Annotated in this window: 29 protein-coding genes and 1 other annotated feature; of the genes, 28 read left to right on the top strand and 1 reads right to left on the bottom strand. The window is 54.6% G+C overall.

Annotated features, from left to right (window positions below; genetic code table 11):
• Window positions 1-7 precede the first annotated feature (7 nt).
• The 21 genes from M655_RS18665 to M655_RS18565 all read left to right on the top strand — a co-directional run bounded on the left by M655_RS18665 (window position 8) and on the right by M655_RS18565 (window position 19,060).
• The gene (locus M655_RS18665; protein ID WP_005832350.1) at window positions 8-598 is read left to right on the top strand and encodes a Maf family protein; all 591 of its coding nucleotides are present in this window, start codon (window positions 8-10) and stop codon (window positions 596-598) included.
• Between the two features lie 99 nt (window positions 599-697).
• Entirely contained in the window at window positions 698-1,396 is a 699-nt protein-coding gene (radC, locus tag M655_RS18660) for a RadC family protein (RefSeq protein ID WP_005832352.1), read from the top strand.
• 47 nt (window positions 1,397-1,443) lie between these two features.
• Window positions 1,444-2,487 carry a rod shape-determining protein gene (locus M655_RS18655; RefSeq protein ID WP_005832354.1) on the top strand — a complete coding sequence of 348 codons (1,044 nt, stop codon included), beginning with the start codon at window positions 1,444-1,446 and terminating at the stop codon, window positions 2,485-2,487.
• A 14-nt stretch (window positions 2,488-2,501) separates the two neighbouring features.
• Window positions 2,502-3,494: a rod shape-determining protein MreC gene (mreC, locus tag M655_RS18650; protein ID WP_005832356.1), complete on the top strand. Its 993-nt coding sequence runs from the start codon at window positions 2,502-2,504 to the stop codon at window positions 3,492-3,494.
• Window positions 3,495-4,019 carry a rod shape-determining protein MreD gene (gene mreD / locus M655_RS18645; RefSeq protein WP_005832358.1) on the top strand — a complete coding sequence of 175 codons (525 nt, stop codon included), beginning with the start codon at window positions 3,495-3,497 and terminating at the stop codon, window positions 4,017-4,019.
• A gap of 42 nt (window positions 4,020-4,061) precedes the next feature.
• A complete protein-coding gene (locus M655_RS18640; protein ID WP_007782419.1) occupies window positions 4,062-6,506 on the top strand; it encodes a peptidoglycan D,D-transpeptidase FtsI family protein in 2,445 nt (814 codons plus the stop codon).
• A gap of 109 nt (window positions 6,507-6,615) precedes the next feature.
• Window positions 6,616-7,293 carry a septum site-determining protein MinC gene (gene minC / locus M655_RS18635; RefSeq protein WP_005832362.1) on the top strand — a complete coding sequence of 226 codons (678 nt, stop codon included), beginning with the start codon at window positions 6,616-6,618 and terminating at the stop codon, window positions 7,291-7,293.
• A 20-nt stretch (window positions 7,294-7,313) separates the two neighbouring features.
• The gene (gene minD / locus M655_RS18630; RefSeq protein ID WP_007782416.1) at window positions 7,314-8,108 is read left to right on the top strand and encodes a septum site-determining protein MinD; all 795 of its coding nucleotides are present in this window, start codon (window positions 7,314-7,316) and stop codon (window positions 8,106-8,108) included.
• 57 nt (window positions 8,109-8,165) lie between these two features.
• Window positions 8,166-9,296 carry a rod shape-determining protein RodA gene (gene rodA / locus M655_RS18625; RefSeq protein ID WP_005832368.1) on the top strand — a complete coding sequence of 377 codons (1,131 nt, stop codon included), beginning with the start codon at window positions 8,166-8,168 and terminating at the stop codon, window positions 9,294-9,296.
• A gap of 232 nt (window positions 9,297-9,528) precedes the next feature.
• Window positions 9,529-9,729 carry a cold-shock protein gene (locus M655_RS18620; RefSeq protein WP_005832370.1) on the top strand — a complete coding sequence of 67 codons (201 nt, stop codon included), beginning with the start codon at window positions 9,529-9,531 and terminating at the stop codon, window positions 9,727-9,729.
• A gap of 166 nt (window positions 9,730-9,895) precedes the next feature.
• Window positions 9,896-10,675, top strand: a complete 780-nt coding sequence (locus M655_RS18615; protein ID WP_005832372.1) for a M23 family metallopeptidase — start codon at window positions 9,896-9,898, stop codon at window positions 10,673-10,675.
• Window positions 10,668-11,504: a M50 family metallopeptidase gene (locus M655_RS18610; RefSeq protein ID WP_005832374.1), complete on the top strand. Its 837-nt coding sequence runs from the start codon at window positions 10,668-10,670 to the stop codon at window positions 11,502-11,504. Before M655_RS18615 ends, M655_RS18610 begins: the two co-directional genes overlap by 8 nt.
• Before the next feature lie 251 nt (window positions 11,505-11,755).
• The gene (locus M655_RS18605; protein ID WP_026558427.1) at window positions 11,756-13,249 is read left to right on the top strand and encodes an Rne/Rng family ribonuclease; all 1,494 of its coding nucleotides are present in this window, start codon (window positions 11,756-11,758) and stop codon (window positions 13,247-13,249) included.
• Window positions 13,250-13,301: 52 nt separating this feature from the next.
• Window positions 13,302-13,380, top strand: a sequence feature (ribosomal protein L21 leader region).
• A 10-nt stretch (window positions 13,381-13,390) separates the two neighbouring features.
• Window positions 13,391-13,702, top strand: a complete 312-nt coding sequence (rplU, locus tag M655_RS18600; protein WP_005832378.1) for a 50S ribosomal protein L21 — start codon at window positions 13,391-13,393, stop codon at window positions 13,700-13,702.
• Between the two features lie 15 nt (window positions 13,703-13,717).
• On the top strand, window positions 13,718-14,068 hold the full coding sequence (locus M655_RS18595) for a ribosomal-processing cysteine protease Prp (RefSeq protein WP_005832380.1): 351 nt from the start codon (window positions 13,718-13,720) through the stop codon (window positions 14,066-14,068).
• 7 nt (window positions 14,069-14,075) lie between these two features.
• Window positions 14,076-14,369 (top strand): 50S ribosomal protein L27, encoded by a 294-nt coding sequence (gene rpmA, locus M655_RS18590; RefSeq protein WP_005832382.1) that lies wholly within the window; start codon window positions 14,076-14,078, stop codon window positions 14,367-14,369.
• Window positions 14,370-14,549: 180 nt separating this feature from the next.
• Complete coding sequence (locus M655_RS18585) at window positions 14,550-15,134, top strand: Spo0B C-terminal domain-containing protein (RefSeq protein ID WP_005832384.1); 585 nt, start codon at window positions 14,550-14,552, stop codon at window positions 15,132-15,134.
• Window positions 15,135-15,147: 13 nt separating this feature from the next.
• Window positions 15,148-16,425, top strand: coding sequence for a GTPase ObgE (gene obgE / locus M655_RS18580; RefSeq protein ID WP_005832387.1), 1,278 nt, complete (start codon window positions 15,148-15,150; stop codon window positions 16,423-16,425).
• Window positions 16,426-16,434: 9 nt separating this feature from the next.
• Window positions 16,435-17,100, top strand: coding sequence for a PilZ domain-containing protein (locus M655_RS18575; protein WP_005832390.1), 666 nt, complete (start codon window positions 16,435-16,437; stop codon window positions 17,098-17,100).
• 292 nt (window positions 17,101-17,392) lie between these two features.
• Complete coding sequence (locus tag M655_RS18570; protein ID WP_005832392.1) at window positions 17,393-17,842, top strand: DUF1641 domain-containing protein; 450 nt, start codon at window positions 17,393-17,395, stop codon at window positions 17,840-17,842.
• A gap of 39 nt (window positions 17,843-17,881) precedes the next feature.
• Complete coding sequence (locus M655_RS18565; RefSeq protein WP_005832394.1) at window positions 17,882-19,060, top strand: NAD(P)/FAD-dependent oxidoreductase; 1,179 nt, start codon at window positions 17,882-17,884, stop codon at window positions 19,058-19,060.
• A 90-nt stretch (window positions 19,061-19,150) separates the two neighbouring features.
• Here the strand turns inward: M655_RS18565 and M655_RS18560 are convergent, their stop codons facing one another.
• Window positions 19,151-19,303 (bottom strand): hypothetical protein, encoded by a 153-nt coding sequence (locus tag M655_RS18560; protein WP_007782400.1) that lies wholly within the window; start codon window positions 19,301-19,303, stop codon window positions 19,151-19,153.
• A gap of 185 nt (window positions 19,304-19,488) precedes the next feature.
• On the opposite strand from M655_RS18560, the gene thrR reads away from it, so the two are divergent.
• The 7 genes from thrR to M655_RS18525 all read left to right on the top strand — a co-directional run bounded on the left by thrR (window position 19,489) and on the right by M655_RS18525 (window position 26,732).
• A complete protein-coding gene (gene thrR, locus M655_RS18555; RefSeq protein ID WP_005832396.1) occupies window positions 19,489-19,932 on the top strand; it encodes a transcriptional regulator ThrR in 444 nt (147 codons plus the stop codon).
• A gap of 24 nt (window positions 19,933-19,956) precedes the next feature.
• A complete protein-coding gene (locus M655_RS18550) occupies window positions 19,957-21,258 on the top strand; it encodes a homoserine dehydrogenase (RefSeq protein WP_026558426.1) in 1,302 nt (433 codons plus the stop codon).
• Entirely contained in the window at window positions 21,258-22,340 is a 1,083-nt protein-coding gene (thrC, locus tag M655_RS18545; protein WP_005832399.1) for a threonine synthase, read from the top strand. Before M655_RS18550 ends, thrC begins: the two co-directional genes overlap by 1 nt.
• Window positions 22,337-23,266: a homoserine kinase gene (gene thrB, locus M655_RS18540; RefSeq protein ID WP_005832401.1), complete on the top strand. Its 930-nt coding sequence runs from the start codon at window positions 22,337-22,339 to the stop codon at window positions 23,264-23,266. Before thrC ends, thrB begins: the two co-directional genes overlap by 4 nt.
• Before the next feature lie 24 nt (window positions 23,267-23,290).
• Entirely contained in the window at window positions 23,291-24,154 is an 864-nt protein-coding gene (gene pheA, locus M655_RS18535; RefSeq protein WP_005832402.1) for a prephenate dehydratase, read from the top strand.
• Window positions 24,155-24,267: 113 nt separating this feature from the next.
• Window positions 24,268-25,692 carry a LysM peptidoglycan-binding domain-containing protein gene (locus M655_RS18530; protein ID WP_152344145.1) on the top strand — a complete coding sequence of 475 codons (1,425 nt, stop codon included), beginning with the start codon at window positions 24,268-24,270 and terminating at the stop codon, window positions 25,690-25,692.
• A gap of 11 nt (window positions 25,693-25,703) precedes the next feature.
• A complete protein-coding gene (locus tag M655_RS18525; protein WP_005832405.1) occupies window positions 25,704-26,732 on the top strand; it encodes a YutH/CotS family kinase-like spore coat protein in 1,029 nt (342 codons plus the stop codon).
• Window positions 26,733-26,768: the final 36 nt, after the last annotated feature.

Raw genomic sequence — 26,768 nt, 5'->3', positions numbered from 1 at the left:
TTGAAAAATGACGACAGAAAAACATGATACGCTCATTCTTGCTTCATCATCGCCCCGCCGAAGAGAACTGCTGCAGGCGCTGGGCATTCCGTTTACGGTGATGACCAGCGATGTGGACGAGACGACTGCGCCTGGCTTGTCTCCTGCGCAAGTGGTAGAGGAGCTGTCCTTGCGCAAGGCTAGGGAAGTAGCCGCCCGCCTGACAGAAGGCGTCGTGCTCGGTTCAGACACGATTGTCGTTCTGGATGGACATATTTTGGGCAAGCCGGCAGACGAAGCGGACGCGTTTCGCATGCTGTCCATGCTCCAGGGGCGAGAGCATACCGTCTATAGCGGCGTGGCCCTGATTGATGCAGCGTCTGGGCGCTCAGAAGTGGCGCACAGCCACACCGATGTGAAAATTCGCCCGTTGAGCGAAGCAGAGATCAAGTCGTACATTGCAACGAAAGAGCCGATGGACAAAGCGGGTTCTTATGCGATTCAAGGGATTGGAGCGACGATCGTGGAAGGGATAACCGGAGATTACTTTACGGTTGTCGGGCTTCCGCTTTGCTTGACCTCCAAGCTGCTCGCGCGTTTCGGGATGCCGATTTTGTAGGAAAGCTGTGCTTGTGTGCAAGTGACAACGGCCAACCACCTCACGACCTTCTTCTAGTAAGCCGTTGACGATAATGAGATAGGTGGGAGGCGGCGAAAAATGGCAGTAAATACCTGTAACAAAACAGACGGCAAAAACGTCCCTTACTATGACCGTCCACGTGAACGACTGCTTCGCGAAGGAGCGGTCCATCTGTCTGATACAGAGCTTCTTGCCATTTTACTGAGGACAGGCAGTGAGCAGGAGTCAGTCTATCAGTTGGCTCAGCGCTTGTTAGCCAAATTTGGCGACCTGCGTGGATTGGCGCAAGCCTCTCATGCTGAGCTGAGGGAACTGAAAGGGATCGGCCCGGTAAAAGCAGTGGAACTGCATGCCGCCTTTGAACTCGGGCGCAGAATGGTCGGCGTACCGCGGCAAAGCCGCACCTCCATCCGTCTGCCCCGCGATGTGGCTGACTTGATGTCGCCTGAGCTTGCTCATTTGACACAGGAGCACTTTGTCTGCCTTTTTCTAAATACCAAGAACCACGTGATTGGCAAGCAGACTATTTTTGTAGGCAGTCTGGACGCTTCCATCGTGCACCCTAGAGAAGTCTTTAAAGAAGCGATCCGTCGTAGCAGTGCATCGGTAATTTGCCTACATAACCATCCAAGTGGGGATCCGACACCTAGCAGGGAAGATATCGCGATCACGCATACGCTGCGTGAAGCGGGGGAACTGGTAGGGATTTCATTGTTGGATCATGTGATTATCGGGGATGGCAGGTACGTCAGCTTGAAAGAGCAAGGGTACTTGTAGGATGTAACATTGCTTGTCATTTGTATATTATTGGAAGGAGTTTTTTTATGTTTGGTGGATTTACACGTGACTTGGGGATTGACCTCGGCACTGCCAATACACTTGTTTTCGTTAAGGGAAAAGGAATTGTAGTGCGTGAACCTTCTGTAGTAGCCATTCGTACCAACAACAATTCCATTGAAGCGGTAGGGAATGCGGCAAAGAGTATGATCGGCCGCACGCCTGGCAACATCGTCGCCGTTCGTCCGATGAAGGACGGGGTTATTGCGGATTTTGACACGACTGCAACGATGATGCGCTATTTCATCAATCAGGCCCAGAAAAACCAGGGTCTGTTCAGCCGTCGCCCGAACGTGATGGTCTGTGTGCCATCGGGAATTACCGCTGTCGAAAAGCGTGCTGTTGAAGACGCGACTAAGCAGGCTGGCGCGCGCGAGGCTTACACGATTGAGGAGCCGTTTGCAGCAGCGATCGGAGCCGATCTGCCTGTATGGGAGCCGACCGGAAGCATGGTCGTCGACATCGGCGGCGGTACGACAGAAGTGGCGATCATTTCTTTGGGCGGGATTGTTACCTCCCGTTCCATTCGCGTGGCCGGGGATGAGATGGATGAAGCGATCATCCAGTACATCAAGCGCCGCTACAATCTGATGATCGGGGAACGGACAGCGGAAACGTTGAAGCTGGAGATTGGTTCTGCCATCGCGCCAGAGGAACCGGAAAACGTGGATATTCGCGGCCGCGACCTCGTGACTGGCTTGCCAAAAACACTCTCGGTCAGCAGCACGGAAATCGCAGAAGCATTGGCAGAAACAGTTGCTGCCATTATTGAAGCTGTGAAGGTGACCTTGGAGAAGAGTCCGCCGGAGCTTGCCGCAGACATTATGGATCGCGGGATCGTGTTGACAGGCGGGGGAGCGCTGCTGCGCAATATCGACCGTCTGCTCAGCAAGGAAACAGGTATGCCCGTGCATGTTGCGGAAAATGCGCTGGATTGCGTAGCGATCGGGACAGGCCGGGCTTTGGAGAATATCCACCTGTTCAAATCGAAACAAGGCATCACCTCTTCCCGACAAAAACGGGGTAAATAAACGGAGGGTAGGGCATGTCGTTTTTCGGGAATAAGCGGCTTATTATCGTACTTGTAGGCTTGGTCCTGCTAATCTCCGTCGTGGGCTACACTTCCCGTGAACGGGTTAACCTGACCTGGCCAGAAATGTTTTTCAAAGATACGTTCAGCGTGGTGCAGGGCTTGTTTTATCGCCCTGCCCAAGCTGTTTCTGGCTTTTTTCGGGAAATAGAAGACGCGTACAGCGTCTACGAAGAAAACAAGGCCCTCAAGGCAGGGCTGGACCAGTATGCCCGGCTGACGGCAGAACTCCACGACCTCAAGGCAGAGAATGAGCGGCTGAGAAAAGAGCTGGATGCGAAAAACAGGTTCAAGTCGTCGTACAGTCTTCTCTTTGCGGAAGTCGTGGCGCGCAATCCCGATACGTGGAACAACGTCATTACCATCGATCTGGGGCTGAAGAGCGGCATTAAAAAAGATATGGCGGTCATCACGGAAAAAGGGATGATCGGACGTGTACAGAGTGTTGCCAACTTTTCCGCTACGGTTGAATTGTTGACCAGCTATGAACGGCGCGACCACATCTCCGCCGACATTCAGGCCACGTATATCGTCGACGGCAAGACTGTCCATGAGCCTGTCAGCGGTGTCATCGAGGAATACGATCCGCAGGAGCGATTGCTGGTCATGCGCAAAATTCCTTGGGGCAAAAAAATCGAACCGAAGCAGCAAGTCATTACCTCCGGCCGGGGGGGAGTGGTTCCGCGAAATCTGCCGATCGGCTACATTGTCCGGGTCGTGCCGGACGACTACGGGTTGACGCAAACGGCTTACATACAGCCGAGCGCAGACTTTTCGCAATTGAGCGAAGTGATGGTGGTAGAGCGCGACTTTACCATTTCGCCTAACGGTGAGCTGATACCAAAGCAGGCGGCTGGACAAGTGCAGCCGCCTGCGACGGGAGGCAAAGCGGCAACGCCCAATTCGACGGGGACTTCCTCCGCAACTACTGGCGGAGGTGGTCAATAGATGGCGCGTTTTTTATTGACGCTTGGTGTCGTGGTCTTGTTTGTTCTGGAAGGGACAGTCATGCAGGTCCTCTCACCTGATTTATGGGGACTGTCATGGATGACAGTCCCTCGCTTCGCGCTCGTATGCTGTATCTTCATTTCCATGTATCTCGGGAGGCGGGAAGGGCTGTACTACGGGCTTGCGTTCGGCTTTTTGCAGGATGTCCTGTTCGGGCAGGTGATCGGCATTTACACCATGTCCATGATGGTAGCCAGCTATTTTGCCGGTTTGATCGTGCTGTTGTTCCAGCGCGGGATCGGCATGGTCTTTGTGACGAGCTTCTTGATCCTGTTCGGGCACGAATGGCTCTTGTACTCCTTGTACCGTCTGTTCTCGGTCGCTCCCTATGATGTGCAATGGATTCTCACCCGTCAAATTTTGCCCACTGTATTGCTGAACCTCGTCTTCGGCCTGATTGTGTACATACCGATCAAAAACGGCTGCAACAAGGTGCTCGACAAAAAGGAAATGCACGTGGAGTAACAAGGAGACAGGGGATGTTACCCGGAAAGGAGAGGATCGCTCATGGAAGAGACCAAAGAACCGAAATCGCACATACCCGTGCGGCTTAACATATTGTTTCTGATCGTCTTTCTGTTCTTTGCCGCCATCATTTTGCGGCTCGCCTTCGTCCAACTGGTGGAAGGGGAGCAGTATCGGCACGAGCTGGAAAAGTTCAGTATCCGCGAGTTGCCGATCCCTGCGCCGCGCGGCCGGATTTTGGACAAAAATGGCGAAGTGCTCGTCTCCAACAAACCTGTTTACACGGTTCAATACGTAGAAGAGCAAGGGCAGGACATCGACGAAGAAAAAGTGGCGGATCGTCTGGCGAAAATTTTGCTGCCTGACGGGGAAAAAATCGGCACAGACAAAGAGCTGCTCAAAAAGACGATCGAGCTGCGCTCCACATTGCCGATCGCTTTCAACAACGAGGAAACGAACGCGCTGAAAAACAGGGTGGCAGCCAAGCTGCAAGCCGTTCCCAAGCAGGAAGCTGTCGACAGCATGTCAGACTTCGAGCTGGTCAAAACGGCATTGTATGTCGGCTTGCGCGTGCGCTCGCCTTTTGATGACAACCAGCGCAAAGACGTTATCAAAAAGCTCAATGCCAACGCAAAAGGAGCAGGGACCGTTCTGACGGAAGACAACACTTCCGACCTGGAACTGCTCAAAATGGCGATCAGCGCAAACATGAAGCTCGTGCTCACGCTGGACAAGGAAGACCGCGACGCCTTGATAAAAGAAGTGAAGGCACAAATTCGCAAGCTTCCGGCTCCGAACGAGTTATCGGACAAATCGGACATGGATTTGTTGCGCTACGCTTCCTTGTTCGAGCTGGATGTCAATCTGCCGCTCACCGCGGAGCAACGGCAATTCCAGTGGCACAAGCTTTCGCTGTTGCAGGAAATGCGCTCTCCGCAGATGCCGAGCTACATTCCGCGCCGGGTGAAGGTGAACATCAGCGACGAAGAAATGTTCCAAATCGAGGAGCGGCGCACGGAGCTTCCCGGGATTAGCGTCGTGCTGGAGCCTGTCCGGCAAATTTTCAAAGACCCTGACGGCTCTGCCTTCGGGACTCATTTTCTCGGCTATATCAACGCCATTCGCCCTGAGAGCCTGAAAGAGTACCAGGCACAAGGCTACAATGCGATTGACCGCGTTGGCGTCACCGGACTGGAAAGCTCCTACGAAAGATACTTGCGCGGCAAAGACGGGATCATGGACGTCTACGTGAACAAAAATTCCGAGACGATCAAAAAAGAAATGCGCCCGGGCAGGGAACCGGAGCCAGGCAACGACCTCGTGCTGGCGATGGACTGGCGCTATCAGAGCAAAGTGGAAGCGATTTTGAAGGAAGAAGTAGAAGCGTTTAAAAAACGGCCTACGACGCCAAAAGAGTTCAAGGATGCGCACGTCTTGGTCATGAATCCGAATACGGGCGAGATTTTGGCGATGGCCAGCTACCCGGATTACGATCTGAACCTGTACTACGATCGCAAGGCGTTCAACCAAAACTACACCTCGCTCATTTTGCCGAACGAGTCTAACCGGTTCATTTACACGCCGTACCCGCCGGCCTCCACCTACAAGCCGTTGTCTGTCATGATTGCCCTGCAAGAAGGGCTGACAACGCCAAACGAAACGATTAATGACCGCGGCGGCCTGAATGTCGGTACGTCCTACAAGCGCAACTGGAAGCCTGGCGGACACGGGATCGTCAACGCGCGCCGTGCGCTGCAAGTTTCGAACAACACGTATATGTACGAAATGGCGATCCGCTTGGCGAGAAAAGGCAAAGAAGGCTGGGAACAACAATTTTCCGTGCTGGATTACTACAATGCCCAGTTCGGGCTTGGCGTCAAAACAGGGGTGGACCTGCCAGGCGAGAAGACCGGATGGGAAAACCCGAACTTGTACTACGGGAACTTGGCTGACGCGATGATCGGCCAGTACGACCTGTTTACCCCGATGCAGATCGGCCAGTACGTCTCTGCGATTGCCAATGGCGGATACCGGATTCGTCCGCATCTTGTCAAGGAAATACGCAAAGGTACAACCGATCCGAAGCAGAAGGGCCAGACGCTTGCGCAAATCGAGCCGCAAGTGTTGAACCGGGTCAACATTGATCCGAAGTACATCCAGGTCGTCAAAGAAGGGATGCGCATGGTTACGCAGCCAGGCGGTACTGTGCAGCGTTTCAACGGCTTGCCGTTTACCGTTGCCGCGAAATCCGGTACCGCGCAGACAGGCAGAAGCGCGGAAAACGCCCTGGTTGTAGGCTTTGCACCGTATGAAAATCCGCAAGTGGTGTTCGTCGTGATCGCGCCAAACAGCTTGCGGGACGGAACCTCCAGTTCCGATGCGACGGGCCCGATTGCGCGTCGCCTGCTGGAAGCTTACAACGAATTGAATCCGGGAGTTCTCACAAACGGAGTCCCGATTCCCAATCCGCCCTCCTCTCATAAATAAGGGAGCGAGCCCCTCTCGTGGCAGCATCTGACCCGTTTCGGCAATTTTTTCATGCAGAGCAGGAGAAATCTTTCTGTATGGCGAATGGTAACGGTCGAGGTGAAACCGGGTGACGACTGTGAAAAGCAAGGTCACAATCAAAGGGACTAAAGAGGGTCTCGTCTTCTTTATGGATGATGCCTGTTCCTTCGACGAGCTGCTGGAAGATGTGCGTGAAAAAATAGAGCACAGTCACCAACAGATATTGTCAGGGCCACTCATACGGGTATCGATCAAATTAGGAAAACGTTACTGCTCGCCTGAACAACAGGAGCAGTTGACACAAATTATCCGGCAAAAGGGAAACCTCGTGATTCACACGATCGAAGCAGATGTAATCACGCGGGAGGAAGCTTTTGCTGAACGCTTAAAAACCCATTTTTCTATACAGGTAAACACCGTACGCTCCGGTCAAGTGTTGGAGTTTGACGGAGATTTGCTCTTATTGGGTGATGTCAATCCAGGGGGAACTGTTCGCAGTACAGGAAGCATATACGTGATGGGACATCTGCGCGGGTACGCCCATGCAGGTATTTCCGGTGATACGCAAGTCATTATTGCTGCTGCTGTCATGAGCCCGACCCAGCTACGGATTGCCGAGGTAATCAGCAAGCCAGGGGAGGAATGGACGAATAATTCCGGAGGCACAGAATTTGCCTATCTGGAAAATGAGACCATGCTCGTAGCAAAAATGAACTACCTGTCGCGAATACGCCCGGATCTTGGCGCGAAAAAGCGTGAGGGTTGAAGGGAAGAGGAGGAACGGACGTGGGTATTGGAATAGTCGTAACTTCAGGAAAAGGCGGCGTGGGCAAGACGACCACATCCGCCAATTTGGGAACTGCGCTTGCATTGCTGGGCCAAAAGGTGTGCATGGTAGATACTGATATCGGCTTGCGCAATCTCGATGTCGTCATGGGACTTGAGAACCGGATCATTTACGATCTGGTCGACGTGGCCGAGGGTGCTTGCCGCCTGCCGCAAGCGCTGATTAAGGACAAGCGATTCGAAAACTTGTCGCTTTTGCCAGCGGCGCAAACAAAAGACAAATCGGCAGTCTCTCCTGAACAAATGGAGGAAATCGTCACGCAGTTGAAGCGCGAGTTTGATTACGTCATTATCGACTGCCCGGCCGGGATCGAGCAAGGGTTCCGCAATGCCGTAGCAGGAGCGGATCAGGCTATCGTCGTGACGACGCCAGAAAAGGCGGCCGTGCGCGATGCCGATCGCATCATCGGCCTTTTGGAGCGGGAAAAAGTCGGGATGCCCAAGCTCGTCATCAACCGCGTGCGCTCTCATATGGTGAAAAATGGCGACATGCTCGATGTGGAAGATATTTTGGATTTGCTTGCCATTGACTTGATCGGTGTCGTGCCTGATGATGATTACGTTATCAAGTCTGCCAACCAGGGCGAGCCTGCTGTCATGAATCATGAATCGCGGGCAGCGCTCGCCTATCGCAATGTCGCGCGCCGCTTGCTCGGTGAAGCGGTTCCGCTGCAGCCGCTGGAGGAAAAGGCAGGCGTGTTCCATAAAATGCGTAAATTTTTTGGGCTAAAATAGGCTATGCATGGCTCCCCTTCTTTTACAGAGGGGAGTCACGTTTTCTAGGAGGAAAACATGGACCTGGAAAAACGTCACTTAAAATCAATTGACTGGACGATTATTTTGATTTTGGCAGGACTGGGTGTGTTCAGCTATCTGGGGATCTCCGGGTCGGCTGCCGGGGTGGACAAGGCCCATCAGCAGGTGATGTGGTATGTGATCGGGTTTATCGTGCTCGGCGTCACGCTGCTGTTTGACTATCGGCTGTTTCACAACCTCGCCTACGTCCTGTATGTACTCGGTCTGATTTTGCTGATCGGGGTCTTCCAGACAAAGCCGATCAACAATACGACGAGCTGGTACGATCTCGGGCCAGTCCTGTTTCAGCCCTCGGAGCCGATGAAGCTGTTTACGATTTTGACGGTCGCCCGCTTCATGGCGAAAAGGGCGGAGGACCCCGACCGCTTCTACTATTTTTACAAGCTGATTCCGGTAGCGGCGCTCGTAGGCGTCCCGCTGCTGCTTATTTTGGTTCAGCCTGACCTGGGGACGGCGATGGTCTTTACGGGGATGCTCGCCACTCTGCTGATCGTCGGCGGAATCCGCATGAAGCACGTCTTGTACTTGGTGGGCATTATCGGCAGCTTTTTTGCCGCGATGACGCTATTGTACGAGTACAAGCAGGAGATTTTTTTCAAGATCATCAAGCCGTACCAGTGGGATCGCGTCGTCTTCTGGATGGACCCTGATCTGGAACCGATGGGGCGAGGCTTCCAGTTGAAGCAGGCATTGATTTCGATTGGCTCGGGCCAGCTTTTCGGAAAAGGCATCGACACACCTACACAGGCGAGCTTTGGCTGGGTACCTGTCGGGGAAAGCGATTTTATTTTCACGGTAATTGCGGAAAAGCTCGGCTTTGTCGGGGCCGGTCTGTTGATGATCCTGTTCTTCGCCTTGATTTACCGCATGATCCGCATCGCGATGGAAGCCAAAGATCCGTTTGGCTCCTACGTCGTAGCCGGCGTGGTCGGGATGCTCACCTTCCAAATTTTTGAGAACATCGGCATGACGATCCAGTTGATGCCGATTACGGGGATTCCGTTGCCGTTCATCAGCTACGGGGGCAGCTCGCTGATTACCAACTTTTTAATCATCGGCGTCGTCCTCAATATCGGCATGCGCAAAGACAAATTGCGATTTGACTAAATGCGTGACAAATCGGAAATCGTGTGATAAAATCATCCTAAGTTAACCATTTTTACAAGTTATAGTGGTTTGGATGATTGGTTATGGAGTCGTACCGTTGTGAGAGACGTCACCATTGTCAATCGCATTGGTACGGCTTTTTTCCTTGACGCAAAAGGCTTATCTGTAAAAAAGGGGTTAACGCTACACTTTTTCGCCTCATGGGGCGAAATGTTCAGGGAGGTTTTGTTTCATGCAACAAGGTATCGTAAAATGGTTTAACGCGGAAAAAGGGTACGGGTTCATCCAAGTGGAAGGCGGAGACGATGTATTCGTACACTACAGCGCGATCCAGTCTGAAGGTTTCAAATCTCTGGACGAAGGTCAAAAAGTTGAGTTCGAAATCGTTCAAGGTAGCCGTGGACCACAAGCTGCTAGCGTAACCAAACTGTAAACTTCGACAGATTCAAAGGCAGTCTCTCAATGGGGAGACTGTCTTTTTTGCGTATGGGAGCGGTTTTGGCAAGAGGGCAAGCGGAGGAAGTCCTGGGAGCGGGCGGCATAAAGCCGGCAGACAAGTCATAAACTGGAACAAAGGCTTGGCCTGCGGAGGGATGGACATGTTCGGTGGAGCAAATCGTGTAAAAGAAAGACGGCGGGAGCGGCTGGAGCGAATCCGTACACAATCACGAGACAGTTTCTCTCCTTACGTGGACGACTGGAAGGACCCAATCGAAGTAGAGACTGATCCGTTCGGGTTTTCCTTGAAGGAAAACGACGAAGGGACGCCGCCGCCTTCTCATGAAAAATGGGGGCTGCAAATTTTTGCTTCCGTCCTTTTGCTGGGGATGGCGTACTTGTTGTTCCAAACGTCGCTGATCCCGGCTAACTGGAAAGATTCCGCGCGCGAGGTCATGACGCGGGATTTTAACTTCGCGGGCGTGGCAGATTGGTACGAAGCCCGGTTCGGCCCGATTCCAACGCTGCTGCCTCAGGTTCCGGGGCCAAGCGCGGTTCCGGCGACAAGTACAGCCAAGGATGTGGCTGTCTGGAAGCTGCCTGCGAGCTGGAAAGTCGTGAAAGCTTATGAAGCGCCAGATACGAAGGTTGTGCTGGATACGGGAGTCGGCGAGCAGGTGAAAATCGGGGAGGCGGGATGGGTTTCCTACGTCGGGGAGCAGCCTGGCTTCGGGACGACTGTCATTGTCCGGCTGACCAAAGGACGGGAAGTGTGGCTCGGCAATCTGGACAGTGTCGGCGTGGCAAAAGACGAGGTGTTGTCGCCCGGACAGGTGATTGGAACGGCACGGGTGGTGAACGGAACAGAGCGCCATTTGTACTTCGCAGCGAAAACAGATGAGCAGTTTGTCGATCCGCTGGAAGTGATCCCGTTTGAATAATGGCGGATGGCTGGACATACGTTTTCGCATTCACCTGCTCTTTTGGGCAGTAATCGGTGTGTCTGTGCTTACAGGCCACTTTTTGGAAGTGATTACGCTGTTTGTGATCGTCCTCATTCACGAGCTGGGACACGTGGCGATGGCTCGCGAGCTGGGCTGGCGAGTGCAGGAGGTCCAGTTGCTCCCTTTTGGCGGGGTGGCGACGGTGGAAAACAGCTACGCCACAGACCCGCTGGATGAGATTGCTGTGGCGCTTGCCGGGCCGTTTATGAACATGGTGATGATGGCAGCCTCGTACCTGTTTTGGTACACAGGCGTCTGGACGGAAGAATGGTCCCGGTTTTTTCTCGTCAGCAACGCTACGATCGCGTTGTTCAATCTGTTGCCGATCTGGCCGCTGGACGGCGGGCGGATCGTGCTGGCGATGCTTTGCTGGTTCATGTCCTACCGCCAGGCAGCACTCGTTTCGCTGGCGGGCAGCACCTTGCTCGCGGGCATTCTCGTCGGGGTGTCCGGCCTCGATCTGAAGCTCAACCTGCTCATCATCGGCCTGTACTTGCTCGCGATGAACATTCAGTCGTTTTTGCGCTTTCCGTATCAATTTTTTCGCTTTCTGGTGGAAAAGTACGGGCGCAGGCAGGAAGAAGCGGCCGTGCAGGCCATCCGCGTCCGCCCGGAGGAGACGGTGCTGGCGGTGTCGCATAAGCTGCGCCGGGGCCGCTCCCACCTGTTCTACGTGCAGGGGGCGGGACTTTTGGCAGAGGAGCAACTGCTGCACGCCCTGTTATTCGAACAAAAGCACGATGCTGCGGTGGGCAAGCTCCTGTAACGGTTAACGCTCAACGGATGCTGGCGGACGCCATTCCAGCAGCAGGCAATCGCGCAAGCTTCCTTCGTGCCATTCGGGGCGGGGAAGCTTTTTCTTTTGGCGTAGCCGTACTGCTCTTTGGCTGAAGCGTCGAGCGGGACGGGGGAAATCTCGCCTTTCTTTTTCCGAATGCCTATGTTAGATTACTTCCTGTGAGTCCGGCAATCCTGCTGGGCTGCCGGAAAAGGACGGGAATACGGAGTGTGAGTGCAGTGAGACAATTGGCAATAAGCGGCAGGTGCGGCGTGCGGATCGCATTTCTTACGGATGGGCAACTGAGCGAATGGCGGACGCAGGAGACAGGCGAGCACGTCAGCGCAGGGGATGTTTACTACGGACGGATCGCGGACGTAAAGCCAGGAATCCAATCCGCTTTTGTTGACATTGGGTGCGGGCAAAACGCTTACTTGTATGTCGATGACACGCTTCCAGCCGCGTCTGGCGAAAAGGGCAAGCCGAGCATTTCCGAGCGTGTGCAAGCGGGTCAGTATGTCATCTGCCAGGTCATCAAGGAAGGCTCAGAGCTCAAGGCTCCGAAAATTTCGCTGAAAATCAGCCTGCAAGGGCGCTACCTCGTGTATTTGCCCGTAGAGGAAGGATTGTCTCTTTCGCGAAAAATTAGCGCGCCAGAGGAACGGCAGCGGCTGGAGCAGATGATCGCGCCGCTGCTCGGAAGCAAAGAAGGAGTCATCGTGCGGACGGAGGCGGCTGAAGTGGACAGCGAGCAGTTGACGAGCGAGCTAGCCTACTTGCGCAAGCGGTGGGAGGGCGTGTGCCAGCAGGCTGCTGCGCGCAAGTCGCCCGGGCGAATCGGCAGCGATCTGGACGCGGTCGAAGCGGCGCTGCGAGAGGCGCTGGCGGAAGGGCTCGATGAAGTGGTGGTGGAGGATGCCGCTACGTATCAGCAAGTAAAGGCAGCGCTTGCCGCCTTTGCAGCGGATGCGCAAAGCCTGCTGCGAAAACATACGGGCAAAGCGCCGCTGTTTGACGAACTGGGCGTGCAGGCCAAGCTGGAGCGGGCTCTCCAGCGCGAGGTACCGCTTGGCAACGGCGGCTTTCTCGTGTTTGACAGGACGGAGGCGATGACCGTCATCGACGTGAACACCGGCTCGTTTACCGGAGGAGGCGGCCAGCAGCGAGAGCAGGCTGTCACCGCAACCAACCTGGAGGCGGCAAAGGAAATCGCCAGACAGCTTCGGTTGCGCGACATCGGGGGCATCGTCATCATTGACTTTATTGACATGAAGGAGCCTGCCAACAAAGAAAGGGTGCTGGCGACGCTGAAAAAAGAGCTGGCCCGGGATGCAGTTCCAGCGACTGTGCTTGGAATGACGGCGCTTGGACTGGTCGAGCTGACGCGAAAACGGGTGAGAGCGAGCCTGGTGGAGCGGCTGACCGAGCCTTGTGCGGCGTGCGAGGGACGCGGGCGAGTTTTGCGTGCTGACGAGTGCCTCCGGCGTCTGCAAGACGAGCTCGCCGGACTGGCCCGTTCGCAGCAGGCGGAGGCGGCGGTCGTGGAGCTTTCCACCAGACTTTTCCCGCTCGTGGACGCCGGGGACGGGGGAACAGCCGCTGCCACCAACTGGCCTCTGCGCATCTATAAGCGCGAGCAACCGCGGCTTGCCCCGGACGGCTACCGGATTACCTACGCGGGAAATGCGGTGGAGGCAGAGCGTTTGTCCGAAAACAATCGCAAAATGACTTGACTGGGCGCTTGCTGCTATGATAACCTAATGTTTGTCATGCAGCTATGTCTTGTGCATACTGTAACCGCACGAATCGGGTACATAAGTCGCCGCCAGTCGGCGCACCTGTAGAGGCGAGTCTGAGTATAGGAGGTGCACACAGTGTACGCAATTATCGAAACCGGTGGAAAGCAATACAAAGTTGAAGAGGGTTCCGTTCTCTTCATCGAGAAATTGGCTGGCAATGAAGGAGAAGTTGTTACTTTTGACAAAGTTCTCTTCGTAAGCAAAGACGGCAAAGTTACTGCAGGAGCTCCTACAGTAGCTGGTGCAACGGTAACTGGTAAAGTAGAAAAACACGGTAAAGCTGCAAAAATCATCGTGTACAAATACAAAGCCAAGAAAAACTACCGTCGCAAACAAGGTCACCGTCAACCGTTCACCAAAGTTGTGATCGAAAAGATCAACGCTTAATTTTGGTGACCTGATATGATCGAAGTGATCGTGAGCCGTGCGCAGCACGGTATCCATGAAATTAGTATTTCCGGACATGCCAATGCGGGTGCTTATGGGGCGGACATCGTTTGTTCCGCCGTATCAGGCATCAGCTTTGGTATATTAAACAGCGTGCAGCCGCTGACGGGACTGACACCGCAAGTTTCAGTCGCCCAAGAAGGCGGCGGCTTTCTGAAGTGGACGCTCGCTTCCTCGGAAGCGGCGGACATACTAGAAAAGCAGCAGCTTTTGGCTGAGAGCATGGTGATCGCCCTGTTATCAGTTGCGGCGCAGTACGGGAAATACGTAAAAGTGAATGACCATAAATGGCAGGGAGGTGTCTGATATGAACATGCTGTTTAATTTGGACCTTCAGTTTTTCGCATCGAAAAAAGGGGTAGGTTCCACTAAAAACGGACGTGATTCCATTTCCAAACGTCTGGGCGTGAAACGCGGTGACGGTCAATTCGTTACTGCCGGAAACATCCTCGTTCGCCAACGCGGAACGAAGATTTACCCAGGTGCGAACGTAATGAAAGGCGGAGACGACACTCTGTTTGCAACTGCAGATGGCGTTGTTCGTTTCAAGCGTCTGGGCCGCGATCGCAAGCAAGTTGTGATCGAACCAGTTGCTTCCGAAGCGTAAATATTTGTTCCAGGAAAACCCAGCATCGTTGCTGGGTTTTCTTTTGCTTTTCGGGCAAACGGAACAAAGCGGAACAGTTTGCGCCAAAATAGTTGGGCGCAGCCAAGTTTTCTCATTGTCCCGGCTTCTTTTATGGTACAATAGTTAGGAAAGAAATTCTTATCGACTTGGGTGAATGTGATGGGGGACGAGCGGAGACTGCTTACGCATCAGACAGACCAGTTGCTGGCCGTACTGAATCGGCAGCGGCATGACTGGTTGAACCACGTTCAGGTTCTGCTCGGCTATTTGCATATGAACCGTACTGAGCAGGGAGAGGCGCACTTGAAGCGCATCGCGCAGATGGCGATGCAGGAATCAATGGTCGCGCGTTTGAACAACTCCCTGTTGTCCGTCTTCTTCTTGACATTCAATGCGCTGAACAAGGAAATGCTTTTGGAAGTAGACGTGTGCAATGATGTGGATCTCACGCGAATAGCATTGGACGAGCAGCACTTGTTTCAGTTGGTGTCGGAGATATTATGCACAGTGAACGATCATGTAGACCAAAATGGCTACGAGCCAGCCAGTATGCACGTAAGCTTGCAGGCGGATCAACGAGGCGTTCATTTTCGTTTTGACCTGGCCGGAGAGCTGAATGCATCCGGAATGGAAAAATTGGAAAAGCTGATACGGAATAGCGAGCAAAGTACGGTGGAGGTCACCGAGTGGATACAGACGGAAGGCGAATGGGTGTTGGACTTGCTGATTCCATTCGCGCAATGAAAGAGGTGACACCATGTTTGTCGATCAGGTAAAAGTTTATGTAAAAGGCGGAGACGGTGGGAACGGAGCCGTTTCTTTTCGCCGGGAGAAGTACGTGCCGCTTGGCGGACCGGCAGGCGGCGATGGCGGTAAAGGCGGCGATGTCGTGTTTGAAGTCGATGAAGGACTGCGCACGCTCGTAGACTTCCGCTACCAAAGACATTTCAAGGCGCCGCGCGGAGAGCACGGACGCAACAAGTCGCAGCACGGAGCCGGAGCGGAGGATATGATCGTCCGCGTACCGCCGGGCACGACCGTCATTGATGACGACACAAAAGAAGTCATTGCCGATCTGGTCGAGCACGGCCAGCGCGCTGTGATCGCCAAAGGCGGACGTGGCGGACGGGGGAATATCCGTTTTGCCAATTCGTCCAATCCCGCCCCACATATTTCGGAGAACGGAGAACCGGGCCAGGAGCGCTACATCGTCATGGAGCTGAAGCTGATTGCGGATGTCGGTCTGGTTGGCTATCCGAGCGTCGGAAAATCGACACTGCTCTCCAGTGTGACTGCGGCGAAGCCAAAGATCGCAGCGTACCATTTTACGACGTTGACGCCGAATCTGGGTGTCGTGGATTTGGGCGAGCAGAGCTTTGTCATGGCTGACTTGCCGGGGCTGATTGAAGGCGCGCACGAAGGTGTGGGGCTTGGCCACCAATTCCTGCGCCACGTGGAGCGCACCCGCCTGATTGTTCACGTCATCGACATGGCAGGGGTGGATGGACGCGATCCTTACGAAGATTACTTGCAGATTAACCGCGAGCTGAAGCTCTACAACCTGAAGCTTGAGGAGCGTCCGCAAATTATCGCGGCCAACAAGATGGACGTGCCGGAAGCGGCGGAAAACTTGCGACGCTTCAAGGAAAAAGTGCCGGATGTCAACGTGTTTGAGATTTCGGCAGCGACCAGACAAGGCGTCCAGGAATTGATGTACGCGATAGGCGACATGCTCTCGACGATTCCGGACAAGCCGACGGTCGAGGAAGTTGTAGAAGTGGAAGAGCGCGTGGTGTTCCGGGCGGAAAAAGAGCCGGAGCCATTCGAGATTACCCGCGACAACGATGTGTTCGTGGTCAGCGGCGAGAAAATCGAGAAGCTGGTGCGCATGACGAACCTCAACAGCTATGACGCCGCTCAGCGCTTCGCAAGACAGATGCGCAGCATGGGCGTGGACGAGGCATTGCGCAAGCACGGCGCAAAAGACGGGGATACCGTTCGGATTGGCAAATTAGAGTTTGACTTTGTGGAGTGACAAACAAAAATGATTGATATCCCATCCCTTACCCCTTTCATGGCGGACAAACGCCTCCAACGCGGTGCTTCTTTGCCGATGATGATCTCAAGACAGGTCAAAGCGCCCATTCAAGTAATGGTAGAGCATGTCAAAAGCAGTTATCTCGTTGTCTCTCTTGAGATGAAGGCCGAAGCAAGGACCGAACTGCTCGGATCAACGGTACGTGTTCGGTGGGAATCGGATGCGGCTATTAACACGATTGATCTGGAAGTCATTTCAGAAGAAACGGTCTGGCCAATCAAGCTGTTGGCGATGGTTCCGGTCAGCGTCGGCGTCGAGATTGTGGCAGGCCGCAAGCAGGAGCCCATCTCCCCGGGAATCGACATCCGAGTCCCGTACAAGGTGATGGGGGCAAGGCCGATCGAGGAAAAAGGAGAGGCTGTGCTGCTGAAGCTTTCCCCCACACGGCTTATTCTCGGCACAGAAGGCTACGTGGCAAAGGGAGAGTTTCTCCACCTCTCGTTCACAGTTCCGTCGACTGGCCAGGAAATCGTCATGATGGCAAAAATCGTGGAGAAAACTTTCGACGACAAGCAAACCGTGATCGAGTTGATTTTTACGGATATCAATGAAAAGCATCACCAACTCATCAAAGATTACTATAAAAAACTCACGTCTGCCGCTTCTTCCTGAGGAAGCGGTTTTTTTTCCTTTGCTGTTCCCGCGAAGAAGGTATATAGTAGAGTACATAGAGTTCTGAATCGAGCCTGTTCACCTGGTGGATTTGTTTTGTACGCTTTCCTGAATATCACTTTGTGAAATCTTGCACTTTTGATTATTCTACGCTGTTGTGTTGCTTCAGTTTGTGAAAAATATTACAAGCACATAGGCTTTTCGGTATTTTGGGAGAATGGCGGCCGTTACTCGTATGAACAGGCATCGAGAAAGAAGGCCTCTATTCCAAAGCAAAGGAGGACGTTTTTCTATGTCTCAAACAACCACGCAACAAGCTCAGGCGGAAGTAGCAAGCACCGCTACCCTGGCACCTGAGCAGCAAATGGATGTACTCGATCAGTTGATGAAGCCAGAAATTCAAGAATCCCTGAATGTGTTGGTGGCAAACTTGCCGAAGCTGGCCGAGATGACAACCATCCTCACCAAAACGTACGACCTGGTACAAACCGTAGCCAACGACCAAGTGCTCATCGAAGACATCAAGGGCGGCGTGGAAGAGTTCGTCAAGCCGATCTCTGACAAGGCAAAAGGCATCGCACAAGCGGCGATCGAAGCAAACGACCGCGCGCACGCGGAGGAATCCACTATCGGTTTGTTTGGCATGCTCAAAATGCTGAAAGACCCGCAAGTACAAAAAACATTGCGTTTCGCCCAGGCATTCCTGGAAGTTTTGGCAGAGCGCCAGCAGCAAAAACGCTAATTACGATAACCTACGAGAGACAAGGACGGAGGATTGGGCATGGCGAAGCATATTCTCATTTTGGGCGGCGGCTACGGCGGATTGCTGTCCGCTTTGACTGCACGTAAACACATGACGGCTGAAGAAGCGACGATCACGGTTGTGAACCGTTTCCCTACGCACCAAATCATCACGGAGCTGCACCGCTTGGCAGTAGGAAACCTGTCTGAGCAAAACGTGGCGCTGCCACTGGAAAGACTGCTGCGCGGCAAAGATATCAACCTCGTGATTGATACTGTGGAAAAAATCGGCCTCGAATCGCAGCGTGTGACTCTGGCGAGCGGCGAGTCTATCAAATACGATGCACTGGTAATCGCGCTGGGCAGCGAGACGGCATTCTTCGGCATTCCTGGCCTGCAAGAGTACAGCTTCACGCTGAAATCGGTAGAGGAAGCAAACCGTCTGCGCGCGCACCTCGAAGAGCGCGTAGCAGAGTACAGCAAGAGCAAAAACAAGGCAGATGCCACCTTCGTGGTTGGCGGTGGCGGCCTGACCGGGATCGAGCTGGTTGGCGAGTTCGCCGACATGCTGCCGAACCTGTGCCGCAAATACGGCGTAGATTTTGCAGACCTGTCCATCTACTGTGTAGAAGCAGGACCATCCATCCTCGCAGGCTTTGCCCCTGACCTGGTAGAGCGTGCGAAAACAAGCCTGGAAAAACGCGGCGTTCAGTTCCTGACGGGCGTTCCGGTAACTGAAATGAAAGAAACGACGGTATGCTTAAAAGACGGCAACACCATCGAAACCAAAACAATGGTTTGGACAGGCGGCGTGCAAGGCAATCGCGTAGTGGCGGAGTGCGGCATTGAAGTAAACCGCGGCCGTGCAACCGTTACCGAATACTTGCAATCCACTTCTCACCCAGAAGTATTCCTCGCAGGCGACAGCGCGGTCGTGATGGGACCAGAAGGCCGTCCATACCCGCCGACTGCGCAACTGGCATGGCAAATGGGCGAAGTGGTGGGCTACAACCTGTTCGCGCACTTCAACGGCTCCAAAATGGACACGTTCAAGCCGGTATTCTCCGGTACGCTGGGCAGCCTGGGCCGCAAAGACGCCATCGGCACCATCGGCGCAAGCCAACTGAAGCTGAAAGGCTTGCCAGCTACCTTGATGAAGGAAGCGAGCAACGTGCGCTACCTGACTCATATCAACGGCCTGTCCTCGCTGGCCTACTAATTCATACGAGTAACACGCACAAAACCCGGGATCTGGCATCCCGGGTTTTTCCTATTTCAGCGAGCAAAGGTGCAGATCACTCTGGCGGACTTATTTGTTGCCGCTCGGATCTTCGACGATGTTCGGGGATTGCGCCATTTTTTTGCCGCGCAGATCAGCGCCAAACTGATCCAGGCTGCTCGGCTTCCCGGCCGGGTGATTGTTGCGGCGCTCTGATTTGTCCGACTTTCCGCGTCCTGCCATCTGTCTTTCACCTCCTCTTCCTCAACCGCTTTTAGTTTGCGCGAAGCGCGCCAAGCTCATGTAACCCGAGTGAACCGAATCAGGTTGGGTGAAAAAAATTGGCGTTCAAGGATTGTCACAGCGGACGGTATCCGTTATAATGTCCTCTATGAAGAAACAACTGTTTTTCTCAGGAGGACACGACGGTGAAACGGGAAGAGAAGTTCTACTTGATACGATCTGACATCTTACCAGAATCTATCGTGAAGACGATCGAAGCGAAAAAGATGCTGGAATCCGGCGAAGTGGACACCGTGAATGAGGCAGTGGAGCGGGTGGGACTGAGCCGAAGTGCTTTTTACAAATACAAGGACGGTATCTTTCCCTTCAATGCCATGATGAGCGAAAAGATCATGACGATCACGTTTTCGCTGGAGCACATGTCCGGTTATTTGTCCAAGGTGCTCACGTACGTAGCAGAACAAGGCGGGAACGTGCTGACGATCAACCAGACGATTCCGCTGCAAGGGATTGCCAACATTTCCATGTCTGTCGATATGGCCAACCTGCGCGTATCCAGCACGGAATTTCTGGAAAGCTTGCAAGAAATCCCCGGCGTTCGCAAAGCGATGATCGTCGGCAGAGGGTAAAAGAAGGGTAGGAGGAGAGAAACAATGGAGAAGCAAAGCATCAATCTGGGGTTAATGGGGTTTGGCACAGTAGGGACAGGGGTTGTCCGCATCATCCAGGCGCATCAGGACGACTTGCAAAAGCAGACGGGACTGGGGATTGAGATTACGAAAATTCTCGTGCAGGACGCCGAGAAATCCCGCAATATCAGTTCCATGGATAATCTGCTGACGACAGAACCTGCTGAGCTTCTGGATGATCCGGACATTGAGGTGATCGTCGAGGTCATCGGTGGCATCCATCCGGCGAAGGAGTACATTCTCGCAGCACTGGAGCGCGGCAAGCATGTGGTGACAGCCAACAAAGACTTGATGGCGCTGCACGGCGCTGAAATTTTGAACAAGGCGCAGGAAAAAGGCTGCGACGTGTTTTACGAAGCGAGCGTGGCAGGCGGCATTCCGATCTTGCGCGCGCTGGTGGAAGGCTTCTCCTCTGACCGCATCACCAAAATGATGGGCATCGTCAACGGGACGACCAACTACATTTTGACCAAAATGAGCCAGGAGGGGGCAGACTACAGCGACGTTTTGAAGGAGGCGCAAGCGTTGGGATATGCGGAGGCGAATCCTACCTCTGACGTGGAAGGCTTCGACGCGGCCCGCAAAATGGCGATTCTGGCGACGCTCGGCTTCCGCGTACCGATGAAGCTCGAAGACGTGGACGTCAAAGGAATCAGCAAAGTGAGCAAAGAGGACATCGCCTACGGCAAGCAACTGGGCTATGAGATCAAGCTGCTGGGCCTGGCGAGACGCGATGGGGAAGCGATCGAGGTGAGCGTGCAGCCGACAATGGTGCCAAAATCGCATCCGCTGGCTTCCGTCAACGGCGTGTTCAACGCAGTGTACGTTCACGGCGAAGCGGTTGGCGAGACGATGTTCTATGGGCCGGGCGCGGGCGAGCTTCCGACTGCGACCGCAGTCGTGTCCGACCTCGTTACCGTTGTGAAAAACAGAAAGCTCGGGGTAAACGGACGCGGAATGGTCGCTCCGTACAAAGAAAAAATTCTCAAGGACGACAGCGAAAAGCTGTCCAAATACTTCCTGCGGATCGTAGTGACAGACAAGCGCGGCGTTTTGGCGCAGATCACCCAGCTTTTGGCTGACAAAAACATTTCCCTGGAGCAAGTCATCCAGCAGCCGTACAACAATGGCGGCGAGGCGGAAATCATCATGGTGACGCACCTGTCCTCGAAAAGCGACATGGACGGAGTCATTGCCTACATGGAACAAATGGACATCGTGTCCAAGATTGAAAGCTGCTACCGGGTAGAAGGGGGAGACAAATAATGAGTTCGGATCGACAATCTGGCATCATCGCACGCTATCGGGAGTTTCTTCCGGTTACGGACAAGACACCGCTCATCAGCCTGCACGAAGGAAATACACCGTTGATTCACGCGCCAAACCTGTCCAAACAGCTCGGCGTCGAGCTGTACGTGAAGTACGAGGGGCTGAACCCGACAGGCTCGTTCAAGGACAGGGGCATGGTGATGGCTGTCGCCAAGGCAGTAGAGGAAGGCAGCAAAACGATCATGTGCGCTTCCACCGGCAACACGTCGGCTGCTGCCGCTGCTTACGCCGCGCGCTCCGGCTTGCGCTGCATCGTGTTGATTCCGAGCGGCAACATCGCCCTCGGCAAGCTGGCGCAAGCGATCGCGTATGGCGCGGAAGTGATCGCCATCGACGGCAACTTCGACGAGGCGCTGAACATCGTGCGCGAAATTACGGCGAAAGAGCCGATTACGCTCGTCAATTCCGTCAACCCGTACCGGATCGAAGGGCAAAAGACAGGAGCGTTCGAAGTGTGCGACGCCTTGGCTGACGCACCGGACATTTTGGCGATTCCCGTGGGCAACGCCGGAAACATCACCGCCTACTGGAAAGGCTTCAAAGAGTACAAGAAAGCGGGCAAATCCAGCCGCTTGCCGCACATGTACGGCTTCCAGGCAGCGGGAGCGGCGCCTCTCGTGCTCGGACAGCCTGTACCCAATCCGGAGACGATCGCAACAGCAATCCGCATCGGCAACCCTGCGAGCAAGGATGGCGCTCTGAACGCGATCGCCGAATCGAACGGACTCGTCGACAGCGTGACGGACGAAGAGATCATGCAGGCGTACCAGCTTTTGGCGAAAAACGAAGGCGTCTTCTGCGAACCGGCATCTGCCGCATCGCTGGCGGGCATCATCAAGCTGCATCAGGCCGGAAAGCTTCCACAGGGCGTCAAGGTTGCTTGCGTTTTGACCGGAAATGGCCTGAAAGACCCGAACATCGCCCTGAAGCTCGTAGGCGAGGAGCCGCGCTCGGTGCCTGCGACACATGAAGCCGTCATGCAACTGGTTCGCCAGAGCGAAAGCGAAGTCGTGTCATGAGCGAGCAGCGCGTAAAAGTAACGATTCCCGCAAGCACAGCCAATCTGGGGCCGGGCTTCGATGCTTTGGGAATGGCTTTTCAACTGTATTCGGTAGTGGAAATGGAAGTAAGCGAGCAGACAACCGTCGAGCTGGTTGGAAAAGAGCTGGAAGGGACGCCGGCAGACAAAAGCAATCTGTTGTATCAAGTAGCCGCGGGCTTGTTTGCAGAAGCCGGGCTGGCAGTTCCGGAGCTGGCGATACGGGCTTCGAGCGACGCTCCCTTGACGCGCGGGCTGGGCAGCAGTGCCGCGGCGATTGTCGGCGCGCTGGTGGCGGCGAATCAGCTTGCCGGGGAGCCATTTACCCGCGAAGAGCTGTTCGCACGGGCAACAGCGATGGAGGGACACCCCGACAATGTGGGAGCCTCGATGTTTGGCGGCATCATCGTGGCGACCATGCCGGAAAAAGCGGGGGAGCCCGTCCCGTATGTTCGCTTCGCCCCTCCCGCCGGGTTGCAAACGCTCGTCGTCATCCCGGATTTCATGCTGGAGACGCAAAAGGCGCGCAACGTTTTGCCGCAGGTGTACAGCAAGGAAGATGTTGTATATAATGTGGGACATAGCAGTTTGCTCGTTGCCGCATTGGCACAAGGCAGACTCGACCTGATGGGACGGGCTATGTCAGATCGGCTGCACCAGCCGTATCGCGCTAAACTTGTACCTGGCTTGAACGAAATCCTGGACAAAGCGACTGAGCACGGTGCCGTAGGCGCTGCCTTGAGCGGCGCGGGTCCGACGATTCTTTGCTTCTTTTCTACCGCAGAAGAGGAGGGACGACTGCGCGCATTCGTGGACAGCGTGATGAAAGGGCACGGCATTACTTACCGTGTCATGATTTTGCAGCCGGACGAAAATGGCGTACAAGTAGAAATCCATCAGAGATAGAGCATAGTTGGATAGGAGAACGCCATGGAGAAGAAACTCGCTTTTCTCGGACCTCGCGGAACGTTCACGGAAGAGGCGGCCCGGTCTTTGACGCAAGACCAGCCGATCTCGCTCGTTCCGTACCCGAGCATTATTGATGTGCTGAACGCCGTTTCCAACAAGGAAGTGGCATTCGGGGTTGTGCCGATGGAAAATTCCATCGAAGGAACCGTCAACTCCACCCTGGATTGGCTCATTCACGAAGTCGACTTGCCGATTATGGCCGAGCTGGCGCTGCCGATTACGCAAAACTTGCTGGTGGCAAAAAGGGAGCAGCCGCTGCCTTTGTCTGCGATTACGAAAGTTTTGTCGCATCCGCAGGCGATCGCGCAAAGCCACAACTTTTTGCGCGAAAACTTGCCGCACGCCCAGATCGAGTACGTGAACAGCACGGCGCTGGCAGCGAAAACCGTGAGCGAGCATCCCGAAGAGCCGTGGGCTGCTGTCGGCACCAGGCTGAATGTGGAGATTTATCCGCTGGAATTCGCACGCGAGCAAATTCAAGATTATTCGAATAACTACACCCGCTTTGTGCTCGTCGGCCAGGAACCGCTTGCGCTGCCGGCGTCTGCGCGCGAAAAGACGACGATTCTCGTCACGCTGCCGGAAGACTTCCCGGGGGCGCTGTACCAGGTGCTGGCGGCGTTTGCCTGGAGAAAAGTCAACTTGTCGCGGATTGAATCCCGCCCGACGAAAAAAGCATTGGGAAGCTACTATTTTGTCATTGATATCGAGCAAAAAATGGATGATGTCCTGCTGCCGGGAGCCTTTGCCGAGATTGAAGCGATCGGCTGTCAGGTGCGCCAGCTTGGAACGTATCCGTTTTATATGCAAAAAGCCAATTTTTAGAAATTGGCTTTTTTCTTTTCTCTCCCCCGTTCAAGAAAGCCAAGGCGTAAAGGAGCAAAACGCCCATGGGTGCATACCATGGTAGGGAGTTTTTACGCAAGGGAGGAGAAACATTGAGGATTCACATCGTACAAAAAGGCGAGAGCATGTGGAAGATCGCCAAAAAATACGGCGTCGATTACAAGGAACTGCTGCGCTTAAACAGCCAGATCAAAACTCCCGACACGCTCTATCCCGGAGCGAGAATCAAAATTCCGGCAAAGCGCGTTCCTGTCAGACCACAGCCACGAACAACGCCTCACCCGATGAGCGAGGCGGCTCCATATGTAAAAGAACGGCCGATTACCGAGCCTGAGTCGGAGGAAGTTCCGCTGCAGATTGAGCGGCGTCCGATCGAGCCGGAAGAACAAGAGGAAGAGGTGCGGATTGAATCGGAATCCAAGCCAAGAGTGAGTCCGGAGATTCCGTTTACGCCGCCAGCGAAGGAAAGGCCCCCGGCTTCGCCAACCCCGTCTGTGTCGCCAGAGACGATCCGGCCAACGCCAACGCCTGCACCGCTGCCGGAGAGGGTCGTTCCGCCAAAGCCACCCGGACCGAACATCAACCTAGAGCCGCAGAGGCCGCCAGTGCCGACGACGCCAGCCCGGCCTGTCGTTCCGCCCGTGCAGCCAACGCAAGTAAGCCCGTATATTTACCAGCCTCCCAGCCCGCCGAACATCGCGATGCCGAACGTACCGCCGCTGCCGCCTACACAGATCAGGCCGCTTCAGCCGCAGACACCGCCTGCGATCCAGTGTCCGCCATGCCCGCCTGTTCAGACTCAGCCAAACATCCCACCAGGCCAGGTGAGGCCGTTTTCGCCGATGCCTCCGACACAGGTGCGCCCTCTGCAGCCAATGCCGCCACAGCAGGTACGCCCGATGCCGATGCCACCGAGACCGCCGCAGCAGCAAGTGCACCCGCTGCCGCCTGCGCCAAAGTTTCGGCCATGCCCGCCTGTGCGACCTTGCCCGCCGTGCGCGGCTCCGAGAATGCCTATGCCGCAGCAGCCGGGAAGACAACTGGTCAGTCCGGAGCAGATGGGGCCAGGGCCATGGCAAAGGCCGTTCCCAGGTCCAGGCCCGGGACAGCCGATGTTTCCCTACAGGCCGTTTGTCAGCCCGTGGCAGATGATGCCGCCATTCCCGGGGATGATCCCGTTCGGAATGCCGCCGATACGTCCGATGCCGCTTCCAATGCCGCTGTATCCGCTGCAACCGATGCATCCGCCCATGCCTATGCCATATCCACCGTCTCCGCCTAGACAGCCTCGCGCGAAGCTGCCTGTTTGCCCAGAACCAGTGGAGTCATCGTCATCATGTGAGTGTTCCTCGGCCAGCCCGGAGTACAGAAAGCGCAGACGCGTGAGAAGCAGCCGTGGCCCGCAGCCGTTTCACAACAACATGATGTTCCCGCCTACCCAGTGCGTCGCCTCCATGCCAGAGCAAGGCGCATGGCCAAACTGGGGAGACGGGCTCGATGAATCCTCTTCGTACTGAGAGGGACGGTTATGAACAAAGGACTCATACCAGCGATCGAAAAAGCTTTTCGTTGTGAGGTGCACGGGGTTAAGCCTAAGAGGAACGTCAATCTGCTCAAAACAGACCGGGGACACTGGATCATCAAAGGGTATAAGCAGTTGGAAAAAGCAGTATGGGTCACGGAGTTAGCCGATGCCTTGAGGCAAAAGGGCTTTGTTCACACGGTGCACTACGTCTCCGATGCGGAGGGCGCCAAAATTTTTCCTTACGAGGATCGTTATTACACGATCATGAAGCTGATCGACGGCGAGGAAGCCGACAACGCGTCGCTCTATGACGTGAAAAAGACAGCGGAGACGTTGGCGCGCTTCCATGTCGCGGCGCAAGGCTTTCCCGTCTCCCATTCGTATGCGTACGAAGGAAAGCCGAACTTGCTGGATAAATGGGAAAGCCGCCTGGAATACTTCGAGCGGCTCACCTGGATGATTGAGCAAAACGGCCCGCAAAACAAGCTGGAGCAAATCATCGCCCACTCGGCTGATGAAGTGCTGCGCGACGGCCAGCAGTTGCTGCAGTCTGCCTACAAGCTGCCGTTGACGCCGGAAATGTTCCTGGCCATGGAGAGAGGTACGCTCGCGCATCGGGACGTTGCCAGCCACAACTTTTTGCTCACCCAGCGGGGCAACTGCTATCTCATCGACCTGGATACGGTCGGCCACGACATTCAGCTCGTCGACCTCGTCCAGTTGATGTCGCGCATGCTGCTGATGCAGGACTATCGGATGGAATCGTTTGTGGAAGCGATGGAGGCATACAGCAACATTAACTATTTGAGCGACACGCAAATTTGGACCGTTCATCAACTGCTCCGTTACCCGGACAATTTTTTGCGCGAGGTGACAGGGCTGTACAGCAGGCGACCAGGCTACCATATGCGCGGCGTCCTGCAGCTTGTCATGCTAGAGGGAAAACTTGCCCAAAACCGGCAAAAGTTTTTGAATGACGGGGAGCGCATCTTCCAGCGTTCGCCGTGGGGAGAATATCATTTTGTCGGGTAAATTGCTCTTTTGTCCGCTCGGATTGGACGATACGAA

Source organism: Brevibacillus sp. NSP2.1, assembly GCF_000470975.2.
GTDB lineage: Bacteria > Bacillota > Bacilli > Brevibacillales > Brevibacillaceae > Brevibacillus > Brevibacillus agri.
Note: the sequence above shows the minus strand (reverse complement) of the source record. Positions and strands in the feature narration are given on the sequence as shown.